The organism is Pseudomonas sp. L13 (assembly GCF_009935965.1).
In the GTDB taxonomy this organism is placed as follows: Bacteria; Pseudomonadota; Gammaproteobacteria; order Pseudomonadales; family Pseudomonadaceae; genus Aquipseudomonas; species Aquipseudomonas lactis.
The window spans coordinates 1-1,510 of sequence record NZ_QODJ01000093.1 but is presented as its reverse complement, the minus strand read 5'-3'; the positions used below and the strand labels follow the sequence as shown (position 1 = coordinate 1,510).

The following is a 1,510-nucleotide window of genomic DNA, read 5'->3' as shown; positions in this document are numbered from 1 at the left end:
GCGTGTGAGCCGAAGCCACGTCCGGATGCGTGTGAGCCGAAGCCACGTCCGGATGCGTGTGAGCCGAAGCCACGTCCAGACCCGCGTGAACCGCAACCACGCCCAGATCCCTGTGAGCCGAAGCCACGCCCGGTTCCGTGTGAGCCGAAGCCACGTCTGGATCCGTGTGAGCCGAAGCCGCGTCCCGATCCGCGTGAACCACAGCCACGTCCGGATCCACGTGAACCGAAGCCGCGTCCAGATCCGCGTGAACCACAACCACGTCCCGATCCGCGTGAACCACAGCCACGTCCGGATCCACGTGAACCGAAGCCGCGTCCAGATCCGCGTGAACCACAGCCACGTCCCGATCCGCGTGAACCACAGCCACGTCCGGATCCACGTGAACCGCAACCACGTCCCGATCCGTGTGAACCACAGCCACGTCCGGATCCACGTGAGCCGAAGCCGCGACCATACCCGCGTGAGCCGCAGCCACGTCCAGATCCGTGTGAGCCACAGCCACGTCCGGATCCGTGTGAACCGAAGCCGCGTCCAGTTACATGGGAACCGAGGCCGCGACCATACCCGCGTGAGCCGCAGCCACGCCCGGTTCCGTGTGAGCCCAGACCCATCCCTCGTACAGATCCTTGTGAGCCGAAAGCTTTCATTCGAAATTCAAGACCGGCCTATGGCTTCAATACCCATTCAGGCGAGTCCCGCGCGATGCACGCGTCGGCTTTTGATCAGTTGGCGTTTTCCGCGCGGGGTTGAAGGGGGAACCATTCAATGTCAGATGCGCGCTGAGTCTATTCAAGTCCATCGCTGTTATGAGTTAAACATCAGGCCAAGCGTAAGTGCTGACTACCAGTAATAACTTGGCTGTTTTATGACGCTCGTTGAAAAGTTTGAGTGGTCATGTTTGAGATCGACTATTTAAGAATTCATGGGTGCCTTACTTGTGAAGTGTCGTGTTGTTGTTTTTAACTAACTGAGAAAACTTAATTATGATTAATGTCAATTCATCCGCTGCAAACCACTATATGCCCACGCCGAGCGTGACTCCTCAGCCGTCATCGCTGGCACATCCTGGAAACCAGGGAGGCAGTGAAGCCGCTAAGTCTTCTCATGGTAATGCGAACTCCGCAGCAGACAACCACGTCTCGACAAGCTCCAAGTTACTTAGTCTTTCCGCTCCGCTGGTAGGTGAACGCACTGGCCAGCAGCGAATGTATGGATTGAGCCTGAACTCCGGACTGCTTCAACTGGGAGACGTTAATCCCGGCAAAGCGGTTGTGGCACATTGCTATGCCAAGCCAGCGGTAAATACCGAACCCACTGTTGAGCCCAAGTCAAACGACGAAACCAAACCGGCAGCGGATCAGCCCATCTCGGACGGCGATACCAAGCCAGTAACGGCTAAGCCCAAGCCGAGCGGCTACAAAACGCCATTAACTGATCGGCTAAAGCCACGCGGTGGCACCAAGGAGCCAGTGGTTGAACAGCCCAAGGCAGGCGGCACCAAGGAGCC

The 1,510-nt window shown here is 57.7% G+C and carries 1 protein-coding gene and 1 pseudogene; one reads left to right on the top strand and one right to left on the bottom strand.

Annotated features, from left to right (window positions below; all coding sequences use genetic code 11):
* Positions 1–505, bottom strand: a 505-nt coding sequence (locus tag DK871_RS26985) for a hypothetical protein (protein WP_218581553.1), incomplete at its 3' end; no start/stop codon positions are given.
* A 481-nt stretch (positions 506–986) separates the two neighbouring features.
* On the opposite strand from DK871_RS26985, the pseudogene DK871_RS26980 reads away from it, so the two are divergent.
* A pseudogene (locus tag DK871_RS26980) lies at positions 987–1,510 on the top strand (alkaline protease); the annotation flags it as partial.